Raw genomic sequence first — 18,018 nt, forward strand, 5'->3', positions numbered from 1 at the left:
GAAATCCAGCCGAGGTCGCGCGGTGATGAAAAGCGAACAGGATGACGCGCCGCGTCCGGCGGCTTTCGAGATCGGCCAGCCGCTCGATCTGCTGTCCGTCGCCGAACTCGACGAGCGCATCGAAAGACTACGGCAGGAGATCGCCCGGCTTGAAGCCAAGCGCGCGGACAAACAGGCGGCGAGCGCGGCGGCGGAAGCGTTCTTCCGGAAATGAGCGGTTACAGTAGAACGTATCCGCATCCTGCGCCAACGCGCTGGTCGCCGCGCTCGAGCATCCGCGGTCGCTGTTGAGGAAAGCCCCTACCCCGTCGCAGCGATCCCTCTCAAATTTTGCCGCTGGGGCCGGGTAATTTGCCGTAGCGGGGGAAAGCCTCCACGTCCCACTTTCCTCCTCCACACGCCGAAAGAGTTGCCAGCAAAAAGAGTGCGAATCCTATGCGAAGGCGTTTCATGTATATCACTTCATGTAAGGGTAAAGGAATCCTGTTTAACTCAGAACGGCTTACTCCACTTTACGCCGCATCCCGCAAACGTCGACGCCGCAAGAGTAATTATAACCGCTTTGACTAACCACAAATAATACCTATCCATCGGAAAGCCCAAAGTTGAGAAACGCAAATACAAGGTGCCGAAGGGGAGCTTTACTGTCAAGAAGATAGAGCGCATCGCACTGACTTCGTTCGGCTAGAATGCCCGTGGCTTTCTCCATCGTGCGCTTGACAAATTCCGCGCTCCCGTGTGCTTGTCCGCGCGAAACGCTGGGTTTCGCGCGCCGGCGCCTCACCGCCTCCAGAGAGATAAAATGCATCGCTACCGTTCGCATAATTGTGGAGAACCAAACGAGGCGCTCGTCGGCCAGAAAATCCGTCTCTCCGGCTGGTGCCATCGCATCCGCGATCATGGCGGCGTGCTGTTCATCGACCTGCGCGACCATTACGGCCTGACGCAATGCGTCGTCGATCCCGATTCGCCCGCCTTCGCGCAGGCGGAGAAATTGCGCTCCGAATGGGTGGTGCGGCTCGACGGCGAGGTGCGCAAGCGCCCCGCCGGCACCGAAAATCCCGACATGCCGACAGGACAGGTCGAGGTTTACGTCAACGAGATCGAGGTGTTGGGCGCCGCCGCCGAATTGCCGGTGCCGGTCTTCGGCGACCAGCCCTATCCCGAGGACACGCGGCTCAAATATCGCTTCATCGATCTTCGGCGCGAGAAGCTGCACCAGAACATCATGCTGCGCGGCCGGATCATCGACTCGATCCGCATGCGCATGAAGCAGGCGGGCTTCTTCGAGTTCCAGACGCCGATTCTGACCGCGTCCTCGCCCGAGGGCGCGCGCGACTTTCTCGTGCCCTCGCGCCTGCATCCGGGGAAATTCTACGCGCTGCCGCAGGCGCCCCAGCAATTCAAGCAGCTCATCATGGTCGCGGGCTTCGATCGCTATTTCCAGATCGCGCCCTGCTTTCGCGACGAGGACGCGCGCGCCGACCGTTCGCCGGGAGAGTTCTACCAGCTCGACGTCGAGATGAGCTTTGTGACGCAGGAAGACGTGTTCGGCGCGATCGAGCCGGTGCTGCGCGGACTCTTCGAGGAGTTCGCGAACGGCAAGGCGGTCACGCAGAAATTCCCGCGCATTTCCTTCCGCGAGTCGATGCTCAAATATGGCACCGACAAGCCGGATCTGCGCAACCCGCTGCTCATCGCCGACGTGTCGGAGGAATTCGCCCGCGAAGACGTGAGCTTCAAGGCGTTCAAAGGCAAGACCGTGCGCGCCATACCCGCGCCGGGGGCCGCCGCGCAGCCGCGCAGCTTTTTCGACAAATTGAACGATTGGGCGCGTAGCGAAGGCGCGCCGGGCCTCGGCTATGTGATCTTTGAGGAAGAAGGCGGCGCGCTCGCCGGCAAGGGCCCGATCGCGAAATTCATTCCCGCGGAGGCGCAGGCCGCAATCGCCGCCAAGGCGGGCGTCAAGGCGGGCGATGCGGTGTTCTTCTCCGCCGGCGAAGAGACCGCCGCCGCAAGGCTCGCCGGCATGGCGCGCATCCGCATCGGCGACGAACTCGGCGTATCGAAGAAAGATGTCTTCGAATTCTGCTGGATCGTCGACTTCCCGATGTACGAGTGGAACGAGGACGAGAAGAAGGTCGACTTCTCGCACAATCCCTTCTCGATGCCGCAGGGGGGCATGGAGGCATTGGAAGGTCAGGACCCGCTCACCATCCTCGCCTACCAATATGACATCGTCTGCAACGGCGTCGAATTATCGTCCGGCGCGATCCGGAACCATCGTCCCGACGTCATGAAGAAAGCCTTCGAGATCGCCGGCTATGGCGAAGACGTGCTGATCGAGAAATTCGGCGGCATGTATCGCGCCTTCCAATATGGCGCGCCGCCGCATGGCGGCATTGCGCCGGGCGTCGATCGCATCGTGATGCTGCTCGCCGAAGAGGAAAACTTACGCGAAGTGACGCTATTCCCGATGAATCAGCGCGCCGAGGATTTGCTGATGGGCGCGCCGTCGGAAGTGACGATGAAGCATCTGCGCGAACTGCACATCCGGCTGAATCTGCCGGAGACCAAGGCGTAGGCGCGCTACGAGAGCGGAGGCGGATCGCGGCGCCGCAAAGGCGCCGCGAAGCCTTATGTGTGCGCTGCGCGCGGACGGCAATTTCTATGGCCGCCGAAAGGCGGCGTTAATACGCGCCGCGCCTGTTGTCGCGGGTGTTATCGCGCGTTATAATGTCCGCTGCCATAGTGCCCGCGACCGCCGTTGTCTTCGAGCTCCTTGCTGGTCAGCTTGAAATTCTGATCGAACATTAAATCGTATTGTTTGCCGCCCCGACACCTGGCGTCGTCGACTTCGAATTTTCCGTCGTCAAATTCCATCTTGCCACCCGAACAGCCCATGTCCTTCATCGCCGATCGTATGCTTGATTTCTCCTGACCGGTGAGCCGACGGTCGGCCTGGGCCGGCGTCGCCGCCAAGCCGACGAGTCCAAGAAGCGCCATGCAAGTCACGAGTGTATGCATGTTGGAACCCTTTCTCTTGCAGCCGGACCGAAGCCGCGGCTGCGCCATGCCGCCCAAAGGCCGGCGATCTGCGGCCATATGAGGCGTCAGCCACTATCGGAAAGGGGGCGGACTGAATGTTTCGGCCCTCTGCCTTGCCTCCCGTGGCGCGGTCCCCTATAAGCGCCGCGGCGCCTGCGTTTCCGACACCCCTGGAGGCGAAGCAGCGCCTTTTCTTTTGATTTAAAGGACACCGACATGGCCGAGACCAAAAAGCTCGCGGCCACGGTGCGCAGCGGGACAGGCAAGGGGGCCGCCCGCAGCGTTCGCCGTGAGGGCCGTATACCAGGAGTGCTCTATGGCGGCGGCGAAGCGCCGCAGCCGCTCTCGCTCGAGAAGAAGAGCCTCTCGCAGCTGATTTTCGCTGGGCACTTCCTGACGACGATTTTCGAACTCGACATCGACGGCAAGAAGGAGCGCGCCATCCCGCGCGACTATCAGCTTGACGTCATCAAAGACACGCCGATGCACGTGGATTTCCTGCGCCTGAAGCCGGGTTCGCGGCTGCGCGTGCAAGTGCCGGTGCATTTCATCAATCAGGAAGCGGCGCCTGGCATCAAGCGCGGCGGCGCGCTCAACATCGTCTATCACACGGTGGAGATGTGGGTGCCGGCCGACAATATTCCGGAGGCCATCACCGCCGACCTGACGGGCATGGACTTCAACGATTCGTTGCATATTTCGGCGATTCCGCTGCCCGAGGGCTGCAAGCCCACGAATCCCGACAAGAATTTCACCGTCGCGAGCCTAACGCCGCCGGCGGGCGGCGGCGCCGAGGAGGCTCCGGCCGCGGCGGCTGCGCCTGCGGCCGCTCCCGCCAAGGAAGAAAAGAAGAAGTAAGCGCTGCGAAGCTCACCGTGATAATGGCCGGGTTCGCCCGGCCATTTTTATGTCAGAGGCTCACATGCTGCTCCTTGTCGGACTGGGCAATCCCGGGCGCGCCTACGCCAAAAACCGGCACAATATCGGCTTTATGGCGCTCGAAGCGATCGCCAAGCGACACGGCTTTCCACAAGCGCGGGCGCGCTTCCAAGGCCTCGTCAGCGAAGCGGCGATCGGCGGCGAAAAGGTCATGCTGCTGCAGCCGCAGACCTATATGAACGAGAGCGGCCGTTCGGTCGGCGAAGCCGCGCGTTTCCACAAGATCGGCGTCGATGAGATCGTGGTCCTTCACGACGAACTCGATCTCGCGCCGGCCAAATGCCGGATCAAGACAGGCGGCGGCGTCGCAGGCCACAATGGGCTGCGCTCGATCACCGCGCATATCGGCAATGACTACAAGCGGCTGCGGCTCGGCATCGGCCACCCCGGCGATAAGGCGCTCGTTCATTCCTATGTGCTCAGCGATTTCGCCAAAAGCGAGGAGCCATGGGTGGGTGCGCTCTGCGAGGCGATCGCCGAAAACGCCGGACTGCTCGTCAAGGGCGACGACGCCGGATTGCAGAACCGGCTGCACCTGGCCCTCGACGCGAAGGGTTTTGGCGCGGTGAAACGCGTCGGGGAGGCATAGGACGGCTTCTCGTGCAGTGGGGCGACGCTGGGCGATGAAGGCCAGATGAACGCCGGTTTCAGCCCCTGTTCAGAGCGCCAGTGCTACGAGTCAGCGTCCAAAAGCGGACGCTTGTTTCCTAGACGGAGACTTATCCATGAAACTCACCACAATGCTCGCAGTCGCAGCCATGCTTTCCGCTCCAGTTCTGATCCAGTCGAGCGCCGCGCTCGCCGCCGCGGACTCGAACGAGCCGGCCGCCATCGAGTCAACCAAGACTCCGGCCGCCAAGCACAAGAGCGTGAAACACCACGGAAAGCACGCCGCAAAGCATCAGGCGAAACACTACGGACGGAACGTCCATCATCCCGTGAAGCATAAGTCGGCGTGAGCGGAACGATTTCCAAAAACGTTCCTTTCCTGAAACAAAATCGGTCGACCGCAGCCAGCTATGGTCGACCGAGCTTTCAACGCCCACGACGCCCTTTCACAAAATCCCGCAAGCGCCTATATTCAGTCTGCCGTCGCTTGCGTCGGCTATGGCGATAAACGAACACCGTAATAAACCATTCGGACCCGGGGGCGGTACCCGGCGCCTCCACCCAAGCCCGTCCGGGCGGCGGGTTTCGGCGGGGGCGAAATAGGATTGACGAGGGTGTAAAGGGTGATTTTTTGCTCGGCATGATACCGCCGTTATCGGGTCAAACTTATAGTTGCCAACGACAACTATGCTCCGGTGGCCGTCGCCGCGTAATGCGGCGCCCAAACTGGGAATTAAGCCCTAGGGGTTAGCACTTCTAGGCGGGGTCAGGAGGCGCCTGGCAACAGAAGCCTCCACTTCATTTCTCGCGCCGCGCCGCCGTGATGCAAGCGCGGCAGGCATGGCGGTCGGAAGCGGTAGCCGGTCGACCACACAGATGGCAGTCTGGCGCGACGCAATGGCTAAAGACATAATTCGTTACGATCTTCTCGTTCAGGACGCCATGCGCGGCGTCATGCGCAAAGTGCTGGGCGACGTCGCCGAGAATGGCTATCTGCCCGGCGACCATCACTTCACCATCAGCTTCCGCACCGACGCGCCGGGCGTTACGATGTCGCGACGCCTCGCCGAGCAATGGCCGAGCGAGCTGACGATCATCCTGCAGCATCAATATTCGGATCTGGAAGTCGACGAAGAAGGTTTCGGCGTCACCCTATCGTTCCGCTCAGTCGCCGAGCATCTCTACGTGCCGTTCTCGGCCGTCACCGGCTTTTTCGATCCTGCCGTCGAATTCGGCCTGCGGTTTGAGAGCGCCGATGACGCGCTTGAGGACAGCGAAGAGGAGGACGCGCCTTCCGCCGGACCAAGCCTCGTCGTGAAAACGCCGGAGCCGGTGAAGGAGTTCAAGCCGGCAAAGGCCGATCCCGCCAAAGCAGAGCCGAACAAGACGCCGAGCGCCGATAAGCCAAGAAAACTTAAGCCGGTCGAAGCCAAGGAAGACGGCGACGAGAAGGTCGTCTCGATCGACGCCTTCCGAAAAAAGCCCTGATGGGCGAGGTCGTCAATCTGCGGCGCGCGCGCAAACAGCGCGACCGCCGCGCCAAGGACGACGCCGCGCAAGCGAAGCGCGCGGCCTTCGGGCGCAGCAAATCCGAGCGGGAGTTGACCGCCGCGCAGGCGCAGCTGGAAAGCGCCAGGCTCGAGGCGCATCGGCGCGAGCGGGAAGAAGCGGACGATCAGGCGTGAGCGAGGCGCAGCCCGCTCTAGACGCCAGTTCCCGTCTCGTCGTCAAGCATTCGGTCGTCATCGCCGGCCATCGCACCAGCGTCTCTCTTGAAGACGCCTTCTGGCGGGCGCTGAAAGACATCGCCGCGCAGGAGGACGTGTCGCTCGCGGCGCTCATCGCGCGGGTGGATGCGGGGCGCGGAGAGGCGAATCTCTCCTCGGCGCTGCGGGTGTTCGTGCTGGAGCGGGCGTTGGAATTACACCCTACCCTCGAGGGGGAGGGTCGGCCTGCTAGGCAGGCCGGGGTGGGGTGAACTGCCGCCACACATACCTTTCTCACCCCCTCCCGCTCGCCTGCGGCGAGCGACCTCCCCCCTCAAGGGGGAGGTGAAGCGCCGCAATCTCGTGATTCGCCTTCCGTTCTCCTATATGATTGAAGAATCATGAAGAGCCCTCCGCCCGAGATCGACGATTACGCGCCGCAGACGGGCGGGCTTGCCGCGCGCGCCGCGGCGAGCGCGGGACGGCCGCGCTATCTCGACGCGCTCAATCCCGAGCAGCGCGCCGCCGTCGAAACGCTCGACGGGCCGGTGCTCGTGCTCGCCGGCGCCGGCACCGGCAAGACGCGCGCGCTGACGACGCGCATCGGCCACATCCTCGCGCTCGGCAAGGCGCGCGCCTATGAAATCCTCGCCGTCACCTTCACCAATAAGGCGGCGCGCGAGATGCGCCAGCGCGTGGAAGCCCTCGTCGGCGAAGGCGCGCAAGCCATGCAATGGCTTGGCACCTTTCACGCGATCAGCGCCAAGATCCTGCGCCGTCACGCCGAACTCGTCGGGCTGAAGCCCAACTTCACCATTCTCGATGTCGACGATCAGATCCGCCTCTTGAAGCAGGTGCTGCGCGCGGAGAACATCGACGACAAACGCTGGCCGGCGCGCGCGCTCGCCATGCGCATCGACGGTTGGAAGAACCGCGGCTTGACGCCGGCGCAGGTTCCCGCCGGCGACGCCGAGAGCTTCGCCAACGGCAAGGGCGCTGCGCTTTACGCGCTCTATCAGGAGCGGCTCAAGGTCTTGAACGCCGTCGATTTCGGCGATCTCTTGATGGAGAGTCTGCGGCTCTTTCGCGACAATCCCGATGTGCTCGCCGACTATCAGCGCCGCTTCAAATATATTCTGGTCGACGAATATCAGGACACGAATATCGCTCAATATTTGTGGCTGCGGCTGATCTCGCAGCGGGCGCCGGGGAAACAAAATCTCTGCTGCGTCGGCGACGACGATCAGAGCGTCTATGGCTGGCGCGGCGCCGAGGTCGAGAACATCCTGCGTTTCGAGCAGGATTTTCCCGGCGCCAAGGTCATCCGCCTGGAGCGCAACTACCGCTCGACCGGACATATTCTCGCCGCCGCCTCGCATCTCATCTCGCATAATGAAGGCCGGCTCGGCAAAACGCTGTTCACCGATGGCGGCGAAGGCGAGAAGCCGACGCTCACCGGCGTCTGGGACAGCCAGGAAGAAGCGCGCAGCATCGGCGAGGACATCGAGCAGCTGAGCCGCAAGGACCATTCGCTCGAAGAGATCGCCATTCTTGTGCGCGCGTCGTTTCAGATGCGCGAATTCGAAGAGCGCTTCGTCGAGATCGGCCTGCCCTATCGCGTCATCGGCGGCCCGCGCTTTTACGAGCGGCTCGAAATTCGCGACGCGCTCGCCTATCTGCGCTGCGTCGCGCAGCCGGCCGACGATCTCGCCTTCGAGCGCATCATCAATACGCCCAAGCGCGGCCTCGGCGACGCGACGCTGCAAATGCTGCATGAATATGCGCGGCGCGAAGCCATTCCGCTGATGCAGGCGGCGCGCGTGCTTGTCGAAAGCGAGGAGCTGAAGCCAAAGCCCCGCGGCGCGCTGCGCGGCCTCATCGGCGATCTCGACCGCTGGCGCACGCTGATCGATTCAAAGCCGCAGCATGAGCTTGCCGAGCAGGTGCTCGATGAATCCGGCTACACCGAGATGTGGCGTTCGGACAAAACGCCAGAGGCCACCGGGCGGCTCGACAATTTGAAAGAGCTCGTCCGGGCGATGGAGGCCTTTCCCGACCTCGAGTCCTTCCTCGAACATGTGTCGCTCGTCATGGAGGCCGACAGCGCTGTCGATCAAGAGCGCGTGTCGATCATGACGCTGCACGGCGCCAAGGGCCTCGAGTTCGAAACCGTTTATCTCCCCGGCTGGGAGGAAGGGCTGTTTCCAAGCCAGCGCACGCTTGATGAACAGGGACGCGCCGGCCTCGAGGAAGAGCGCCGTCTCGCCTATGTCGGCCTGACGCGCGCCAAGCGCCGCGCCAAGATCTATTTCGCCAGCAACCGACGCATTCACGGGCTGTGGCAGGCGACCGTGCCGTCGCGCTTCATCGACAATCTGCCGACGGGCAATGTCGAGGTGGTCGAAGCGCCGAGCGGTTCGCAATATGGCTCCTATGGCGTCTCGCGCTTCGCCAATCTCGACGTCTACGGCTCCGACTATTCGACGCCGGGATGGAAGCGCGCGCAAGCGGCGCGCAGCGATTCCGCGCGCACCGGCGCGGCGCGCGAGTCGCACGGCGCACGCGGCAAGCAGCCCGTGACGATCGAGGGCGAAGTGATCGCGCGCTCAAGCGGCGGTTCGCGCTTTGTAGTGGGCGCGCGGGTGTTTCACTTGAAGTTCGGGCCTGGCTCGGTGGCGGCCGTCGACGGCAACAAGCTCACGGTCGATTTCGACAAGGCCGGCAGGAAGATGGTGCTCGAGAGTTTTGTAGAGGCAGGGTGATTCGAGACAGTCAAGGCCTGATCAACTTCTTTCCCCAATCTCCCCGTATTTCATCACCGCAATGTGCATAATGCGGAAAACTATTCTTCGTCCGCCAGAGGCTGTTTCTTGCTGAAATAATGAGCGCCGAATCGAAAAGGCGTTCACATGCTCACCAACAGCCGCGACATCATTCGCCGCCTCGAAAAAGAGGGATGGCGGCGCGTGCGCGTTACTGGTTCCCATCATCACTTCGCAAAGAGCGGTCGGCGAGACATCGTTACCGTGCCTCACCCGCGAAAAGACATCCCTATCGGAACCGTCAAGCACATTTACCGGCAAGCCGGCTGGGAGAAGAATTAATCAAGCGGCCTGCTGGATCAATTCGGGACGCGGAGCCGGCAAGGCGATCACGAGCTCCGCGTCTTCGAAGCTATCAGCCCATTTTGGATCGGCTTTGATGTCCGACAAATCGCGCGTCGTCGGCAATGGATCGCCGAATTCGATCATCGCTTCGGTCCACCCTTCCAGCGCTTCAGCCGCCATGGCGAAGATGTCATCAATCTCGTCGGCGGCCGAAAAGCATCCCGGCGCGTCGGGAAAGCTCATGCCGTAGGCGCTGTGTTCGTCCTTATGGACGATGACGATGTAGGGCTTCATTGGCGGCCTCTGGGGGTCCATAACAAATCATAGCGCGTTCGAGTCCGGCCCGCCATCGCCCGGCGCCACTGTACAGGACATCGCGAAACGCATCGCGTGGACGGCAATCGGCTCATGTTCTCACGATCACATCGTGTCGTCGCGGGGATGGGCGCGACAAGCGCGGTCGTGACGCGGTGAGTACGCCTCGCCAACCTGGATTGGGAGCCCGCCTCCATTGTGGCGTCGCCGCCACAGTCCGGCTTTTTCGGATGGTGAGCCGGGCGCGCCGCCTCGCGCCGATTCACAAGCCTGACGCCGCGCGTTACTGTTCCGGCGAAGCAATGGAGGATTGCCGCGCGGCGGCGCTCCACCCATATCTTGACTGGAAAGGCGCCGCAGATCTCGCCGCGACGGGATTTTGCGCAAGGAACCGCTATGACCGCTGGCGAAAAAGCCAAGCGACTTCTCCGCGCTGCGCTTGCGGCCGCGACCCTGTCGGCGTTCGCCGCTCCCGCGGTCGCAGCGCAGTATCCGCCGCGCCGCGCCGAACTGTTCGACCCGCCGCCGCTGGTCGCGCTGTTTGACGTGGAGCGCGTCCCGACGCGCGCGCCCTTGGACAATCCGAACTTCGCCGTCGCGGACGCCGCGCCCGCCGCAGTTTTGCTCGACGTCGAGCTGCGCGCCGAGCCTGTAAAACCGGACGCGCTCGACCTCGCCTGGAGCCTTCAGCCTGAAGAGAAGCGCGATCTCGCCGTGGCGCTCGACGCCTGGGCGACGTCCGGCGGCGCGGCTCTCGGCCCCGAACGCCATCGTCTGCGCGCGGCGCTGGCCACCGCCTACGCCGCTCGGGATCTCGCGCCTTTCTGGATCGAGAATGGAGAATGGCGCGCCTCGGCTCGGGCCGCGCTCGCGCGCCTCGCGCTCGCCGCCGACGACGGGCTGGATCTTCGCGCCTACGCCGCGCCCGACGCCGAAAAGGCGGCGCCCAAGGCGGCGGACGAACTCGCTCTGTCGGAGGCCATCGCCGCCTATGCGCTTCAGGCGCGCGGCGCCCGGATCGAACCTGAGCGCATTTCGCGACTCGTCGGCGCGAAAACGACCCTCCCCGATCCGGCGCTGGCCGTGGCCGAAGTCGCCGGCGCCGGCGCAACCGCCGGCGACGCGCTCCAGGCCTATAACCCCACGCATTATGGCTATCAGCAGCTGCGCGAAAAACTCATCGAGCTGAGAACGCAGCGCGCCAGCGCGCCGGCCTCTGACGGACTTTACGCCGCAGCCACTGGGAACGTCACCCAGAGCGACGTCCTCCCGCCTGCAAGCAAGTCCAAGCGGCGTCGCGCCGCCGGGCTCGCCAAAGCTTCAACCTCGCGAGTCGAGGCCGAAATCATCGCCAATATGGAGCGGTGGCGCTGGCTGCCGCGCGACCTCGGCGAAGAACGGGTCGAGGTGAATATTCCCGATTTCGAACTCGCCGTCGTACGCAACGGCGAGGTGACGCATCGCACGCGCGTCATCGTCGGCAAAGAGGCGACTCCGACGCCGATCTTCTCCAACGCGCTGCAGTACCTCATCGTCAATCCGTATTGGAACGTGCCGCCGTCGATCCTGAACAAGGAGATGCTGCCGAAAGCGAATGGCGACGTCGCCGCCATCGCGGCGAGCGGCTTCAACGTGTCCTATCGCGGCGGCAAGCTCGTGGTGCGCCAGCCGCCCGGCGAACGTAACGCGCTTGGGCGCATCAAATTCATGTTCCCGAACGATTTCTCGGTCTATTTGCACGATACGCCGTCGCGCAACCTGTTCTCCGCATCACATCGCGCCTTCAGCCATGGCTGCATGCGCGTCGACGCGCCGTTCGCGTTCGCCGAAGCCGTGCTCGGCCCCGGCAGCGGCTGGTCGGAGAGCCGCGTTCGCCGGCTGATCGGCGGCTCGGAGCGCTACATCAATCTCGCCAAGCCGCTGCCGATCCACATCGAATATTTCACCGCTTATGTCGATGAAGGCGGGCGAATCGTGCTGCGCCCTGATCTCTACGGCTATTCGGCGCGGGTACGGAAGGCTTTGGGGCTAGGCGCCTGAACCTTACACGGTCGCGGAAAACAGCGCGGCGCAGCCGACCGTTTCGACGTTGACCGCGCTGAAGCGCTTTTCGAGTTCGCGCGTCAGCGTCGCCAAATCGTCCTGCGTATTCGAGAATACGCCCTTGGAATTGTAGAACGCCATCAGCCTCTGCGCCGCGAAGCTGCGCGCCACGCCGCCCTGCAGCAGCGTCGAGCCGAACACGACAGCGCCTGGCGACATCAACGGCGACAGACAATCGAACGCGCGCGCCTTTGTCGCCATGTCGCCCGGTAGGCAATGCAGGAGATAATTGACGCCGAGCGAGTCGAATTTGGCGCCGTCAAAGTCGATCGTCTCCAGCACATTGCGCACATAGGTCTCCGGCTCGTAGCGGGCGATGCGCCGCGCCGAGAATTGCAGCGCATCGCGGTTTAAATCCATCAGCGCGATGCGCGGCGTCGGAGTGGGAAACCTGCAGCGATCGAGAAAATAGCCGGTGCCGACGCCGACATCGAGATGATTGCCGCTTATGTGTTGATCGTAATGGGCGAGCAGCCGCGGCGTCGGACATTTCCAGATCCAGCGATTGGAAAGGCCGAGCACCAGCACATCGTAAATCGCGAGCATCTTCGGCGTGTAGACCGCCTGTCCGGCGTGAATTTGCTCGGTGGTGATCGGCATCGCTCTCGCTCCGGAACTATCGACGGCTTCGGGGGTGACAACCGGCCCGCCTGCGTGGAAGAAGCTTATCTCATGTTCATAAGACGCTGCTAAGCTTCCAATGGCCCCTCCGCCCCTCCTCGCCCTCCAGGGCGTCATGCTCACGCTCGGCGGGAAGCCGCTGCTGGAAGGCGCCGATTTCGCCGTCGCGACAGGCGCGCGGCTGTGCGTCGTCGGCCGCAACGGCTCGGGCAAATCGACGCTGCTCAAGATCGCGGCCGGCGAAATCGAGCCGGATGCCGGCGTGCGTTTCCTGCAGCCCGGCGCATCGCTGCGCTATCTGCCGCAGGAGCCGGATTTTTCGGGCTTCGCCACGGCGCTTGCCTATGTCGAAGCTGGCCTCGGGCCGCTCGACGATCCTCACGTCGCCAGAACCCTTCTCAACGATCTGGGGCTAGAGGGGGACGAAAACCCCGCACGCCTCTCGGGCGGCGAAGCGCGGCGTGCGGCGCTCGCCCGCGTTCTCGCGCCTGAGCCCGACATTTTGCTGCTCGACGAGCCGACGAACCACCTCGATCTGCCGACGATCCTGTGGCTTGAAGAAAGACTCGCGGCCTTGCGCTCGGCGCTCGTGCTCATCAGCCATGACCGCCGCTTTCTTCAGGATCTGACCCGGGAAACGCTTTGGATCGACCGCGGCCGCACGCGCCATCTGGCCCGCGGCTTCAAGGAGTTCGAGGCCTGGCGCGATCGCGAATTGGAGGAAGAAGAAAAGCAGCAGCACAAGTTGGAGCGCAAGATCGTCGCCGAAGAACATTGGCTGCGCCACGGCGTTTCGGGGCGGCGCAAGCGCAACATGAAGCGACTCGGGGGCCTGCATGATCTGCGCGCGGAGCGCCGCGACCGCGTCATGCCGACCGGCGACGTGAAACTTGAAGCCAGCGAAGCGCAGCTGTCCGGCAAGCTGGTCATCGAGGCGATCAAGATCGGCAAGTCCTATGGCGCGCGCGTCATCGTCGAGAATTTCACGACGCGCATTCTGCGGGGCGATCGCATCGGAATCATCGGCGCGAACGGCGCCGGCAAGACGACGCTCGTCAACATGCTGACCGGCGCGCTCGCGCCCGACAGCGGCAAGGTGCGATTAGGCGCCAATCTCGAAATGGCGACTCTCGAGCAAAGCCGCGCGAGTCTCGATCCGGGAACCACTTTGCAGGACGCGCTGACCGGCGGCGGCTCCGACACGATCGAGATCAATGGCGAGCGGCGTCACGTCATCGGCTACATGAAGGATTTCCTGTTCAAGCCGGAACAGGCGCGCACGCCCATCGGCAGGCTTTCGGGCGGCGAACGCGGACGCTTGCTGCTTGCGCGGGCGCTGGCGAAGCCGTCGAATCTCCTCGCGCTCGACGAACCAACGAACGACCTCGATCTCGAAACGCTCGATCTCTTAGAGGAAATGCTCGCCGATTATCCCGGCACGCTGATCGTCGTCAGCCATGATCGCGATTTTCTCGATCGCGTCGCGACCAGCGTTTTGATGAGCGATGGCGACGGCCGCTGGATTGAATACGCCGGCGGCTATAGCGACATGGTCGCTCAGCGCGGCAAGGGCGTGGAGACGCGCGGCGTGATCGCCTCAGCGCGAGAGACGAAAGAAAAGCCCGCGCCGCGCGAGAAGGCGGCGATACGGCAGAAGCTCTCCTTCAAAGAGCAGCATGCGCTCGCGACCCTGCCCGGCAAGATCGACGCGTTGCGGGAACAATGCGCGAAATTGCAGAGACTGCTTGATGACCCGGAGCTCTATGCGCGCGATCCGGCTAAATTCGCCAAGGCGAGCGAAGCATTCGCCGTGCTTCAAGCCGACATCGCCAAGGCAGAAGATGAGTGGCTCGCGCTCGAAATCAAGCGCGAGGAAGAGCGGTCAAACTAGAAGAATTCCGCTCTACAGAAGTCGGCACAATGGAAGTCTTCCATGCGAAGTTTTGCCGCTCGTTATTGATGATCAAAAACAGCATAGCTAGATGTCGGGCTCTCTTCCAAGAGAAGCGCCGTTGCACAGAAATTTGCATTGGCGCGTCAACTAATAATAGTTCCAGGGAGAAAGCTTCGTGACACGCGCATATCTCACCTTCGGCCGCCCTTTGGGCGCGACGGTTTTGGCTCTTGCGATCCTCATCGGATGGTCGCGCCCTTCGATGGCGGGTGAAACCGTCGAGATCAAAATGCTCAACAAGGGCGCGGACCGTTACATGGTGTTCGAGCCGGAGGTCGTGCGGATCAAACCGGGCGACACGATTAAATTCGTCGCGGCAGATAAGGGGCATAACGCCGTCACCATAAAGGAGTTGCTCCCTTCGGGCGCGGGGCCCTTCCGCGGCAAGATCAATGAGGAATTGGCGATCACGCTGTCCACGCCCGGCGTCTATGGCTTCCGCTGCGATCCGCACTACACGCTGGGAATGGTCGGCGTCGTCATCGTCGGAGAGCCGACCAATCTCGACGCCGCCAAGCAGGCGAAACTGCCCGGCAAGGCGGGCGAGGTCATGACGAAACTTCTGGGGAGCCTCTGAGTCTTCGCGCCTCAATGCGGCGTTGGCGAACGTCCAATCAGCCGCAACAAAAGAGGCTTTCGCCGCGGCGAAAGCCTCTCTCCGGAACCGAGAAATGGCTGGAACTCGAGATCACGCGCGAGGAAACCGAAGGCTGACTCTGCCGATGCGAAGAATCAGCAGAGCTGCGATCAGCGGTCCCAGGGCGAGCGCGAGCAGCGCGTCAGAAAATTCGCCCGTCGCGCCTTTAACGAGACCGACGAGATACGGCCCGGCAAAACCCGAGATATTGCCGATCGAGTTGATCACCGCGACGCCAACCACGGCGTCGCCCGTTCCGAGCGCCAGCGTCGTGAAGCTCCAGAAAGTCGGCAGCGCGGCCACTGCGCCGACAGCGGCGACGGACAGCGCGATCATCGACAGCAACGGCGTCGGCGCATAGGCGGCGCAGGCCAGCCCGATTGCGCCGACGACGCCGGCGAGCGCCGTGTGGTGGACGGTCTCACGCCGCCGGTCGGAGCTGCGGCTCCAGGCCCACATCGCCAGCGCGGCGCAAATATAGGGAATGGACGCCAGCAAACTCGTGGCGATGACGCCAAATCCGAAAGCCTTGATGATTTGCGGGAGCCAGAAGCTCAAGCCGTAGAGCGCGATGACGATCTCGAAATAGGCGACGCCGAGAATCAGAATGCGCACATCCTTGAGCGCGCGCCAATGGTCGCCATGATCGCGCCCGGCCTCGCGCTCGAGCACGGCGCGCAACGACGCCTTTTCGCCGGACGTGAGCCATTTCGCGGACTGAGGTCCGTCAGGCAGATAGAAAAAACAGAAGACCCCGAGAATGATCGAAGGCAACGCCTCCATCAGGAACAGCCAGCGCCAGCCGCTGATCCCGCCGACCCCGTTCAGCGAGGCGAGGATGAATCCCGAGATCGGCGATCCGATGGCGCTGGCGAGAGGAACCGCAATCAGGAAGCTGGCGAGAACGCGCGCGCGCTGGGCGGCGGGAATCCAATAGGTGAGATAGAGAATGACGCCCGGCGCGAAACCGGCTTCCATCACGCCGAGCAACAGACGCAATACAACGAAGCTCGCCTCGCTCCAGATGAAGGCGGTGAGCGCCGAAACAAGGCCCCAACTCACCATGATGCGCGCAATCCACAGGCGCGCGCCGACGCGATGCATGACGTAGTTGCTCGGCGCTTCGAACAGGCAATAGCCGATAAAGAAAACCCCGGCGGCCCAGCCGAAGAATTCCGGCGTGAAGCCAAGTTCGGCATTCATTGTCAGGGCGGCGAAGCCGATGTTCACGCGGTCGAGATAGGCGACGATAAAAGCGGTGACGAGAAACGGAATCAGTCGCCGCGCCACTTTCGCGACGACACGGTCGGCGTCGACGGTTTCATGCGGCGCGCCGAGCTTGGGGGGCGCTGCGACGGCCGCATCCGACATCAGTTAAGCTCGCTCAAAGCGCATGAGATGGTGCCAGCGATGCGGAACATCGCCGGGCAAGCGCTTAAGACCTGCCGCGCGCGCCTGCTGCTCCAGAAGCGACAATGGCTCCGGGTAGTCGCTTGTCGAGACATGATCGAAAATCGCGTCCTTCTCAGCTCGCGAAAGGCCAGTCCAGTCCTTCTCGATCCAGGCGAAATAATGCCTCAGATAGTCATCGCGCGTTTCGTCTTCCTCGCGCATCGTGTCGACCAGCAACAGCAATCCGCCGGGCGCGAGCGCCCGCGATGCACGGCGAAAGAATTCCGCTTTGTCCTCGGTCGACAGGTGATGCAGAACGAAACTGCTGTGGAGGACATCATAGGAGACGCCGTCGGACAGAGCCGACAGCATGTCGCTGTGCGCGAGCTGCACGGGGCATGGCAGAGATTTCAGATTTTCGGCTGCGAGCGCGAGCGCGGTGTCCGAAAGATCGATCCCCTTGTAGCTCGCCGGAGGGATGCGGCGCAGAATCGGCGCAAAGACATGCGCATCGCCACAACCGAGATCGAGCAGAGAAAAGGCGCGCCCTTCGAAGCGCTCGCGCAAGGCGCGCTCGACCTCTTCGCCGAGCGCCGCATGGAACATGAAATCTTTGACGACGACTTTCTCATAGGTGTCCCAGAGATCGAAAATCTCGCCTGAGTATGCGCTCTTTACATCGGCGTTCATGAGCCAGCCTTTTTCTCGTCGATTCACTTAAGAGCGAAGCCAAGCGCGTTGAGGGCTTCGCGAATGCGGTCGCGACCGCTCAACGCCTCCGGACCGCGCACGCGCGACAGCGCCTGACGAATCCACCCCTGATCGGGCAGCCCCTGCTCCTTTTGGAATTCCTTGAACTTTTCATCGAGCGTTTCGATCGCCTCGCGCTGCGCGTCGCCCCATTCATACTGCTCGTGATGCAGCACCGCCCCTTGCCCGAGGCGAGGCTTAACGGCGGCGTTGGCGGCCGGATCAGGAACGCCGACGACCATGCCGAAGACGGCGAAGACGTTCGGCGGCAGATTCAATTCCTTGGCGACCTCTTCCGGCTTGTTGCGCATGGCGCCGATATAGCAGCAGCCCAGGCCGATCGATTCAAGCGCGCTGACCGCGTTCTGCGCGGCGAGCGCGGCGTCGACCACGCCGGTCAGGAACAATTCGAAATACGAGAGTCCGGCGCCATCACGCCCTTTCTCGCGCCCGAGATTTTCGAGCCGCGCGAGATCGCAGAGCCAGACGAGAAACAGCGGGGCGTGATGGACGTGCTTCTGGCCGCCGGCAAGATCGGCGAGACGGGTCTTGCGCGCCGCGTCCTGCACCGCGACGACGCTCCAGACTTGCAGATTCGACGATGTCGACGCCGACTGCGCGGCCGCGACGATGATCTCCAGCGCGCCCTCGGGCAATGGCTCGGGCAGGAAATTGCGATGCGAACGATGCGCCAGAATAAGATCGAGCGTGTCGTTCCACTGCTGGGGCTTTGGCGAATCGTCGCGGCGATAGCGTTCAAACATCGCCGCCGCGCCGCGCGGATCGAAGGGTTGCGGGCTCAAAGGCTTGTTCATGGGCTTCCTTTAGGCGGGTTGC

The 18,018-nt window shown here is 62.9% G+C and carries 19 protein-coding genes and 1 other RNA gene; 14 read left to right on the plus strand and 6 right to left on the minus strand.

The genetic code is table 11. The features are described 5' to 3' along the window. Positions 1-25 precede the first annotated feature (25 nt). Together ACPS74_RS07435 and aspS are read left to right on the plus strand one after the other, a co-directional pair. Positions 26-214, plus strand: a complete 189-nt coding sequence (locus ACPS74_RS07435; protein ID WP_029648823.1) for a DUF1192 domain-containing protein — start codon at positions 26-28, stop codon at positions 212-214. Between the two features lie 588 nt (positions 215-802). Next, positions 803-2,584 carry an aspartate--tRNA ligase gene (aspS, locus tag ACPS74_RS07440; protein ID WP_029648820.1) on the plus strand — a complete coding sequence of 594 codons (1,782 nt, stop codon included), beginning with the start codon at positions 803-805 and terminating at the stop codon, positions 2,582-2,584. Between the two features lie 137 nt (positions 2,585-2,721). Here aspS and ACPS74_RS07445 read toward each other — a convergent pair whose 3' ends face one another. Continuing rightward, positions 2,722-3,027: a PepSY domain-containing protein gene (locus ACPS74_RS07445; RefSeq protein WP_239753883.1), complete on the minus strand. Its 306-nt coding sequence runs from the start codon at positions 3,025-3,027 to the stop codon at positions 2,722-2,724. 237 nt (positions 3,028-3,264) lie between these two features. Here ACPS74_RS07445 and ACPS74_RS07450 point away from each other — a divergent pair, with 237 nt between their 5' ends. The 9 genes from ACPS74_RS07450 (at position 3,265) to ACPS74_RS07490 (ending at position 9,406) form a co-directional block, all read left to right on the plus strand. Beyond that, positions 3,265-3,906: a 50S ribosomal protein L25/general stress protein Ctc gene (locus ACPS74_RS07450; RefSeq protein ID WP_029648818.1), complete on the plus strand. Its 642-nt coding sequence runs from the start codon at positions 3,265-3,267 to the stop codon at positions 3,904-3,906. Positions 3,907-3,970: 64 nt separating this feature from the next. After that, entirely contained in the window at positions 3,971-4,576 is a 606-nt protein-coding gene (pth, locus tag ACPS74_RS07455; protein WP_029648817.1) for an aminoacyl-tRNA hydrolase, read from the plus strand. Positions 4,577-4,712: 136 nt separating this feature from the next. After that, positions 4,713-4,946, plus strand: a complete 234-nt coding sequence (locus tag ACPS74_RS07460) for a hypothetical protein (protein WP_036241446.1) — start codon at positions 4,713-4,715, stop codon at positions 4,944-4,946. 90 nt (positions 4,947-5,036) lie between these two features. Continuing rightward, positions 5,037-5,394, plus strand: a transfer-messenger RNA (tmRNA) gene (ssrA, locus tag ACPS74_RS07465). Between the two features lie 99 nt (positions 5,395-5,493). Then, positions 5,494-6,084: an SspB family protein gene (locus ACPS74_RS07470; RefSeq protein ID WP_029648815.1), complete on the plus strand. Its 591-nt coding sequence runs from the start codon at positions 5,494-5,496 to the stop codon at positions 6,082-6,084. After that, positions 6,084-6,281, plus strand: coding sequence for a DUF4169 family protein (locus tag ACPS74_RS07475; protein ID WP_029648813.1), 198 nt, complete (start codon positions 6,084-6,086; stop codon positions 6,279-6,281). The genes ACPS74_RS07470 and ACPS74_RS07475 overlap by 1 nt, the downstream gene beginning before the upstream one ends. Beyond that, on the plus strand, positions 6,278-6,574 hold the full coding sequence (locus ACPS74_RS07480) for a ribbon-helix-helix domain-containing protein (protein WP_051381699.1): 297 nt from the start codon (positions 6,278-6,280) through the stop codon (positions 6,572-6,574). Before ACPS74_RS07475 ends, ACPS74_RS07480 begins: the two co-directional genes overlap by 4 nt. Positions 6,575-6,703: 129 nt before the next feature. After that, positions 6,704-9,064, plus strand: a complete 2,361-nt coding sequence (locus tag ACPS74_RS07485; protein WP_029648762.1) for an ATP-dependent helicase — start codon at positions 6,704-6,706, stop codon at positions 9,062-9,064. Positions 9,065-9,211: 147 nt separating this feature from the next. Further along, a complete protein-coding gene (locus ACPS74_RS07490; RefSeq protein WP_029648763.1) occupies positions 9,212-9,406 on the plus strand; it encodes a type II toxin-antitoxin system HicA family toxin in 195 nt (64 codons plus the stop codon). Here ACPS74_RS07490 and ACPS74_RS07495 read toward each other — a convergent pair whose 3' ends face one another. Continuing rightward, a complete protein-coding gene (locus ACPS74_RS07495) occupies positions 9,407-9,703 on the minus strand; it encodes a type II toxin-antitoxin system HicB family antitoxin (protein WP_014890644.1) in 297 nt (98 codons plus the stop codon). Between the two features lie 417 nt (positions 9,704-10,120). On the opposite strand from ACPS74_RS07495, the gene ACPS74_RS07500 reads away from it, so the two are divergent. Beyond that, positions 10,121-11,764, plus strand: a complete 1,644-nt coding sequence (locus ACPS74_RS07500) for a L,D-transpeptidase family protein (RefSeq protein WP_029648764.1) — start codon at positions 10,121-10,123, stop codon at positions 11,762-11,764. Between the two features lie 3 nt (positions 11,765-11,767). On the opposite strand, the gene ACPS74_RS07505 is transcribed toward ACPS74_RS07500, so the two are convergent. Further along, positions 11,768-12,427, minus strand: coding sequence for a class I SAM-dependent methyltransferase (locus ACPS74_RS07505; protein ID WP_029648765.1), 660 nt, complete (start codon positions 12,425-12,427; stop codon positions 11,768-11,770). A 100-nt stretch (positions 12,428-12,527) separates the two neighbouring features. Here ACPS74_RS07505 and ACPS74_RS07510 point away from each other — a divergent pair, with 100 nt between their 5' ends. Beyond that, positions 12,528-14,339 (plus strand): ABC-F family ATP-binding cassette domain-containing protein, encoded by a 1,812-nt coding sequence (locus ACPS74_RS07510; RefSeq protein ID WP_029648766.1) that lies wholly within the window; start codon positions 12,528-12,530, stop codon positions 14,337-14,339. Positions 14,340-14,517: 178 nt separating this feature from the next. Beyond that, positions 14,518-14,979 (plus strand): pseudoazurin, encoded by a 462-nt coding sequence (locus ACPS74_RS07515; protein WP_029648767.1) that lies wholly within the window; start codon positions 14,518-14,520, stop codon positions 14,977-14,979. A 111-nt stretch (positions 14,980-15,090) separates the two neighbouring features. Here the strand turns inward: ACPS74_RS07515 and ACPS74_RS07520 are convergent, their stop codons facing one another. The 3 genes from ACPS74_RS07520 to ACPS74_RS07530 are packed head-to-tail and all read right to left on the minus strand — an operon-like array spanning position 15,091 to position 17,996. Then, positions 15,091-16,410: an MFS transporter gene (locus ACPS74_RS07520; RefSeq protein ID WP_029648768.1), complete on the minus strand. Its 1,320-nt coding sequence runs from the start codon at positions 16,408-16,410 to the stop codon at positions 15,091-15,093. A 3-nt stretch (positions 16,411-16,413) separates the two neighbouring features. Continuing rightward, positions 16,414-17,121, minus strand: a complete 708-nt coding sequence (locus ACPS74_RS07525; RefSeq protein WP_029648769.1) for a class I SAM-dependent methyltransferase — start codon at positions 17,119-17,121, stop codon at positions 16,414-16,416. Between the two features lie 23 nt (positions 17,122-17,144). Then, the gene (locus ACPS74_RS07530) at positions 17,145-17,996 is read right to left on the minus strand and encodes an NADPH-dependent oxidoreductase (protein WP_029648770.1); all 852 of its coding nucleotides are present in this window, start codon (positions 17,994-17,996) and stop codon (positions 17,145-17,147) included. Positions 17,997-18,018: the final 22 nt, after the last annotated feature.

This window comes from Methylocystis sp. SB2 (assembly GCF_049817085.1).
Taxonomy (GTDB): domain Bacteria; phylum Pseudomonadota; class Alphaproteobacteria; order Rhizobiales; family Beijerinckiaceae; genus Methylocystis; species Methylocystis rosea.